This is a genomic window from Streptomyces sp. NPDC006265 (assembly GCF_040613555.1).
In the GTDB taxonomy this organism is placed as follows: domain Bacteria; phylum Actinomycetota; class Actinomycetes; order Streptomycetales; family Streptomycetaceae; genus Streptomyces.
Genome location: NZ_JBEXSH010000571.1, coordinates 1 through 5,847 on the forward strand (window position 1 = coordinate 1; position 5,847 = coordinate 5,847).

Sequence of the window (5,847 nt, forward strand, 5' to 3'; positions counted from 1 at the left end):
ACGCCCGCCTCGACGGGCATGGACTCGCCGGTGATGGCGGACAGGTCCAGGCTGGTGCGCCCGGAGCGGATGACGCCGTCGGTGGCGGCCCGCTGGTCGGCGACCGCGAAGGCCCGGGAGGCCATCGGGTCGAGGTACTCCATGCCGTCCTGCGTGTGCACCTCGAGCAGGCCTGCGCGGCGCAGGGCGCGGTTGATGTCGACGTGCCGGTTCACACGAGTGATGCCGTACTCGGACAGCGCGACGACGGTACGGCGCTCGGCGCGGGCGTCGTCCAGCAGCGGGGCCAGGGCGGCATCCAGGTCGGTCGCCGCTTTCAGGGAGCGCGGGTCGTCGGGGCCGAAGCGCTGCAGGTCGTAGTCGAGATGAGGGAGGTAGCAGAGCGTCAGGTCGGGGTGCCGGGTGCGGATGATGTGGCGGGTCGCGTCGATGATCCACCGGCTGGAGACGAGGTCGGCTCCGGGGCCCCAGAAGTGGAACAGGGGGAACGTGCCGAGTTTCTCGGTGAGTTCGTCGTGGAGTGCGACCGGCCGGGTGTAGCAGTCGGGTTCCTTGCGACCGTCGGCGTAGTAGACCGGACGGGGTGTGACGGTGATGTCGGTGTCGGCGCCCATGGCGTACCACCAGCAGATGTTCGCGACGGTGTAGCCGGGGTGGGCGCGGCGGGCGGCGTCCCAGAGCTTGTCGCCGGCCACGAGCCCGTTGTGCTGGCGCCACAGCAGGACGTCGCCGAGCTCGCGGAAGTACCAGCCGTTGCCGACGATGCCGTGCTCCGAGGGCATGGTGCCGGTGAGGAACGTGGACTGGGCGGCGCAGGTGACGGCGGGCAGGACGGTGCCGAGCGGGGCGCGGGAGCCGGACCGGCCGAGCGCCTTGAGGTGGGGCATGTGGTCGAGGAGACGGGGGGTGAGGCCGACGACGTCGAGGACGAGGAGCGGGGTGGGGCGGGCCGTGGCGGCCGGGAGCGGGACGGCCGGGTCGGGGCGCTCATGGGAGCCGGTGCTCATGGCAGCTCCTTCAGGCCGAGGTCGGTCAGCAGGTCGCGGGCGAGGGTGAGTTCGGCGGCGATGCCCTCGGCGAGCTGGGTGCGGCCCTTGGGACGCAGCTCGGACGGGAGTGCCTGCCAGGTGTAGGTCTCGACCTCCAGGTGGCGTGTGAGCGGGGCCGGGCCGCCCACGAGCCGGGTCAGTACGGATTTCAGGACCGGGAGGGTGGAGGTGAGGGGCGCGGCGGGAGCGGCGTGCAGGGGGACGTGGAAGTGGGAGCGCCAGGGTGAGGCGTCGGGCAGGGCGTGTCCGGCGAGGGCCTCGTCGAGGTCGTCGGTGGCACGCAGGCCGGCTGCGGTGGCGGTCCGGGTCTGGTGCAGGAAGCGGGGTTCGGCGAAGGCGGCGAGGGCCTCGCGCACCTCGGGGAGATGCGGGTGTTCGGCGTGCAGGGCGGCGGAGAGCTGGGACTTGACGACGGGCACGCCGGCTGCGGTGAGCGCGTCCAGGGCGGTGTGGGGGTCTTCGAAGGAGGTGGCGAGGTGGCAGGTGTCGAGGCAGATGCCGACGCGGTCGTGGCCGATCGCGGTGAGCGGGGCGATGGCATCGTGGGTCGTCTCGACGACGCAGCCGGGTTCCGGTTCCAGGCCGACGCGGATGGAGCGGCCGGTCAGCTCTTCGAGGGCGTCGAGGCGTTCGGCGAGGGTCCGCAACGCGGTGCGGGCGGTCTGCGCGCGCCCGTCGTCGCAGGCGGTGCGCCAGGCGAGGGGCAGGGTGGAGATGGTCCCGTCGGTGACGTCGTCGGGGAGGAGCCCGGCGAGGACGCGCGCCAGGGCGGTGGTGTGGTCGAGGCGTTCCGGGTCGGCCCAGTCCGGCTTGTAGACGCGGTACTTGACCTCCTCGGCGCCGAAGCCCTCATAGGGGAAGCCGTTGAGGGTGACGACCTCGAGGCCGCGCCGGTCGAGTTCGGTGCGCAGGCCGCGCAGCGCCGAGGGGTCGGTGACCAGGGCGTGAGCGGCGTCCCTGGCGAGCCACAGACCGATACCGAGCCGGTCGCGGCCGAGGCGGCGGCGGACGGGTTCGCAGTGGTCGCGAAGCTGGGCGAGGACCCCGTCGAGCGTCTCGGCGGGGTGGACGTTGGTGCAGTAGGCGAGGTGGACGGTGGTGCCGTCGGGGTGGCGGAAGCGCATGGTTCACTCCTCCACGGCGGGGACGCGAGCCGAGGAGCGACGGGCGGGGTCCGGCTCGTGCCGATCCTTCGGGGCGCCGCGGAGGACGGAGTTGCCCTCGTGGGTGGCCTCCGTCCCCGCGACGTCGAGGTTCAGACGGCCGCTGAGCCCGTAGAAGGCGACGGGGTTGCGCCACAGCACCTGGTCGACGTCGTCCTCGTCGAAGCCCTCGGCCAGCATGAGGTCGCCGACCTTGCGGGTCTTGAGGGGATCGCTCCTTCCCCAGTCGGCGGCGGAGTTCACCAGGACCTGCTCGGTGCCGTAGGCGCGCAGGAGCGCGACCGTGCGTTCCTCGTCCATCTTGGTGTCGGGATAGACGGAGAAGCCGAGCCAGCAGCCGCTGCCCCTGGCCTCCTTGACGGTGGTCTCGTTGAGATGGTCGACCAGGACGCGCTCCGGGGCCAGTGCGGACTCGCGGACGACGTCGAGGGTGCGGCGCAGTCCGGCGAGTTTGTCGCGGTGCGGGGTGTGCACGAGGGCGGGCAGGCCGTGGTCGGCGGCGAGCTGGAGCTGCGCGGCGAGGGCGGTGTCCTCGGCCGGAGTCATGGAGTCGTAGCCGATCTCCCCCACCGCCACGACATTGTCCTTGACGAGATACCGGGGCAGCTCGTCGAGGACGGGCAGACAGCGCGGGTCGTTGGCCTCCTTGGGGTTGAGGGCGATCGTGCAGTGGTGGGCGATGCCGTACTGGGCGGCGCGGAAGGGCTCCCAGCCGAGGAGGGCGTCGAAGTAGTCGCGGAAGGAGGCGGGCGAGGTGCGCGGCTGGCCGAGCCAGAAGGACGGCTCGACGACGGCGCGGACACCGGCGGCGTACATGGCCTCGTAGTCGTCGGTGGTCCGGGACGTCATGTGGATGTGGGGGTCGAAGATGCGCATCAGGACTCCTTGCCGTGGGGGTGGTCCGTGACAGGGGCCGGGGTGACGGACTCGGACTCGGTCAGCTCCAGGACGCGGTGCAGATCCTCGGGGACCGTACGGCCGGCGGCGGTGCGTTCGGCGGCGTGGTCGCCCAGCATCCGGGCGAGTTCGCCGTCGCCGGCGGCGCGTCGGGACAGCGCCGCCACGTGGTCGACCGGCACGCCGGTGAACAGGCACTTCAGCACGGCGTGACGCCAGGCGTGGGCGGCCAGGTGCCGCGCGGCGTAGGGGCCGACGGCGGCGCTGAGGAGCCGGGTGTCGTTGGTGCGCAGGGCATCCTCGATCAGGGGGAGCGCGCCCGGTCCGGACACCAGGTGCGGCAGGGCGTGCAGCACGGCCCGGCGCTCGTCGGCGGTGCCCTGGAAGTAGACCCGGGTCAGGGCGTCGGTGCCGGCGCGGGCCGCGTCCAGGATGAGGACGCGTGCGGCGTCGGCGTGCGCGGCACCGCAGCGCCGCCCGGCTTCGGCGAGACGCAGCTCCCATACGGAGATGGGCCCGTGGATGCCGGGGTGGCCGGCGGCCTCGTCCAGGGCGTGGTCGAGCCAGGTGCGGGCTGCCGGGTCGAGGTGGGTGGCGAGGTGGTCGTGGAGGTCGGCGAGCGAAGGAGTGAGGGCGGTGTCCCGGTTGGGGAGGCGGGTCGGGGTGCGGGTGCGGGCAACGCCCGGGTCCTGGGTGCTCCGGTCGGTGTCCTTGGGGTCCTGGGCGCCCCGGGTGCTCCGGTCGGTGTCCTTCAAGTCCTGGGCGCTCTGGGTGTTCTGGGTCTTCTCGGTTCTCGCCGCTGGTGTGGCGCGGGGACGGGTCATCTGGTGCTGCTCCCCTCAGGGGTGGCGGAGGGAGCGCCGTGGGGTGGCGCGGCATGCGGGAGGGCCGGAGCGGAAGCAGGCGGCGCGGTGGCCGCGGTCCGCTCGGCGTGGCGGAGAAACGGGAGGGAGTGCGCGGCGAAGTGCGGGCCGGCGTGGGAGTGGCGGGGCAGTTCGACGACGGTCAGCCCCTGGTAGCCGGTGGCGGCGAGGGCCGCCAGGACGGGTGGGAAGTCGATCTCCCCGTCCCCGAAGGGGAGGTGCTCGTGGACGCCGCGCCGCATGTCCTCGATCTGGACGTGCCGCAACCAGGGGCCGGCGGCGCGCACGCAGTCGGCGGGGGAAAGGGGCTCGAGGCACTGGCAGTGGCCGATGTCCAGGGTGAGTCCGAGGAGTTCGGGGTCGCCGAGGGCGCTGCGGAGCCGGTGGAAGTCGGCCAGGGTGGCGAGGAGGTGGCCCGGCTCCGGTTCGACGGCCAGTGGGATGCCCGCAAAGGCGGCGGCGTCCAGGACGGGGGTCAGGGTCTCGGCGAGGCGTTTCAACGCCGTGTCCGTGTCGGTCCCCTCGGGGACGACACCGCTGAAGCAATGCACCGCGTGGGCGCCGAGGTCGGCGGCGACCCGGACGGCCCGGACGAGGAGGTCGGCGCGGCGGGCTCGGTCGTCCGGGTGCGGGTCCAGCAGGGACGGTCCGTGCTTGCGGCGCGGGTCGAGGACGTAGCGGGCGCCCGTCTCGATGGTGACGCCCAGCCCGAGCGCGTCCAGCCGGTGCGCGACCCGACTTGTGCGGGCGGCGAGGTCGGGCGCGAGCGGGTCGAGGTGCATGTGGTCGAGGGTCAGTCCGACGCCGTCGTACCCGAGGTCGGCGAGGAGGGAGAGGGCGTCCTCGAGCCGGAGATCGGCGAGACCGTTGGTGCCGTAGCCGAAGCGGAGGGGAGGGACGGCACCGGGAGGGGTGCCGGTGGTGTGGGGCGAGGCGGCGGCCCGGGCGATGGCGCCGGGCGAGACAGCCGAGGCCCGGGGGCTGGGTGCACCCGACGCCCCCGCACGGCTTTCGGAGGCTGCTCGGGAATCGGAGGCCCGGGCTTCGGCGCTCATGTGACGCTCACCCTCTTCGCGAACCGGGCTCCGAGAGGGGCGAGTGCGGCGATGAGGAGTGCCGTGACCGTGCCCCGGGAGCGGGCCGTGAGGGCGGCCTGGAGGGGGATCGTGGCACGGATGCCGGAGCCGACGGCGCGTTGGGTGAGAGGGGGTGAGGGATTCAGGGTGGCGTGGAAGTAGGGGCGGGCGGTCGTCACTGCGTAGGCGGCCCCGAGGACGGTGGTGAGCAGCGCTCCGGACTCCTGTCCCTGCTGCAGGACCCCTCGGGGACCAGCCGGCCCAAAGAGGGCCACCTGCCACCGGCCTCGCGTCGGTCCGGGGACGATGGGCTGCCCGCTGCCTCCCGTCGCTCCGGCAGAGTGACGCGTCACCAGTCGGGTCAGCAAGGCCGTCGTCGCGAGGGCGGCCAGGGGTGGCAGGGATGAGCCGCCCTGGGCCTCCTGGCGGGAGACCGTGGTGACGGCAAGGGTGTGGGTGCCGAGGAGGGCGGCGGAGGGCAGGGCCGGGCGGGTGCTGCCACTCGTGGCCGCGGCTCCCAGGAGCAGGTCGAGGCCGCGTGCCGCGCCCATGGCCACGGGCCCGGCGGGTGTGTGTTTCAGGCCGAGGTCGTACGCCCAGACGGTCGCCGCGAGGGGTGCGGCGACGGCTACGGCAGGGCGGCCCGCCCCGGCGGCCAGGGCCAGTCCGGCGCCGGTGAGGGCGCAGGCCGCCGTGAGGGCGGCGGCCGGCCGGATGCGGCCGGAGGGCAGGGGGCGGTGCGGGCGTTCGACGGCGTCCACGTCGCGGTCGGCCCAGTCGTTGAGGGCCATGCCGGCCT

6 protein-coding genes are annotated in these 5,847 nt (G+C 73.8%); all 6 read right to left on the bottom strand.

Going from position 1 to position 5,847, the window contains the following annotated elements:
- Positions 1-1,007, bottom strand: a 1,007-nt coding sequence (locus ABZ281_RS34085; RefSeq protein WP_356661837.1) for an alkaline phosphatase family protein, incomplete at its 3' end; no start/stop codon positions are given.
- Positions 1,004-2,173, bottom strand: a complete 1,170-nt coding sequence (eboE, locus tag ABZ281_RS34090) for a metabolite traffic protein EboE (RefSeq protein WP_356661839.1) — start codon at positions 2,171-2,173, stop codon at positions 1,004-1,006. The genes eboE and ABZ281_RS34085, both read right to left, overlap by 4 nt.
- 3 nt (positions 2,174-2,176) lie before the next feature.
- On the bottom strand, positions 2,177-3,088 hold the full coding sequence (locus ABZ281_RS34095) for a TatD family hydrolase (RefSeq protein WP_356661841.1): 912 nt from the start codon (positions 3,086-3,088) through the stop codon (positions 2,177-2,179).
- Positions 3,088-3,933 carry an EboA domain-containing protein gene (locus tag ABZ281_RS34100; RefSeq protein WP_356661843.1) on the bottom strand — a complete coding sequence of 282 codons (846 nt, stop codon included), beginning with the start codon at positions 3,931-3,933 and terminating at the stop codon, positions 3,088-3,090. The genes ABZ281_RS34095 and ABZ281_RS34100 overlap by 1 nt, the downstream gene beginning before the upstream one ends.
- A complete protein-coding gene (locus ABZ281_RS34105) occupies positions 3,930-4,922 on the bottom strand; it encodes a sugar phosphate isomerase/epimerase family protein (RefSeq protein ID WP_356661847.1) in 993 nt (330 codons plus the stop codon). Before ABZ281_RS34105 ends, ABZ281_RS34100 begins: the two co-directional genes overlap by 4 nt.
- A 101-nt stretch (positions 4,923-5,023) precedes the next feature.
- The coding region (locus ABZ281_RS34110; protein WP_356661845.1) for an SCO3242 family prenyltransferase at positions 5,024-5,847 on the bottom strand (824 nt) is incomplete at its 5' end.

Coding starts and splice junctions, on each gene's coding strand:
- eboE (WP_356661839.1), bottom strand. CDS start 2,173: ATGCGCTTCCGCCACCCCGACGGCACCACCGTCCACCTCGCCTACTGC.
- ABZ281_RS34095 (WP_356661841.1), bottom strand. CDS start 3,088: ATGCGCATCTTCGACCCCCACATCCACATGACGTCCCGGACCACCGAC.
- ABZ281_RS34100 (WP_356661843.1), bottom strand. CDS start 3,933: ATGACCCGTCCCCGCGCCACACCAGCGGCGAGAACCGAGAAGACCCAG.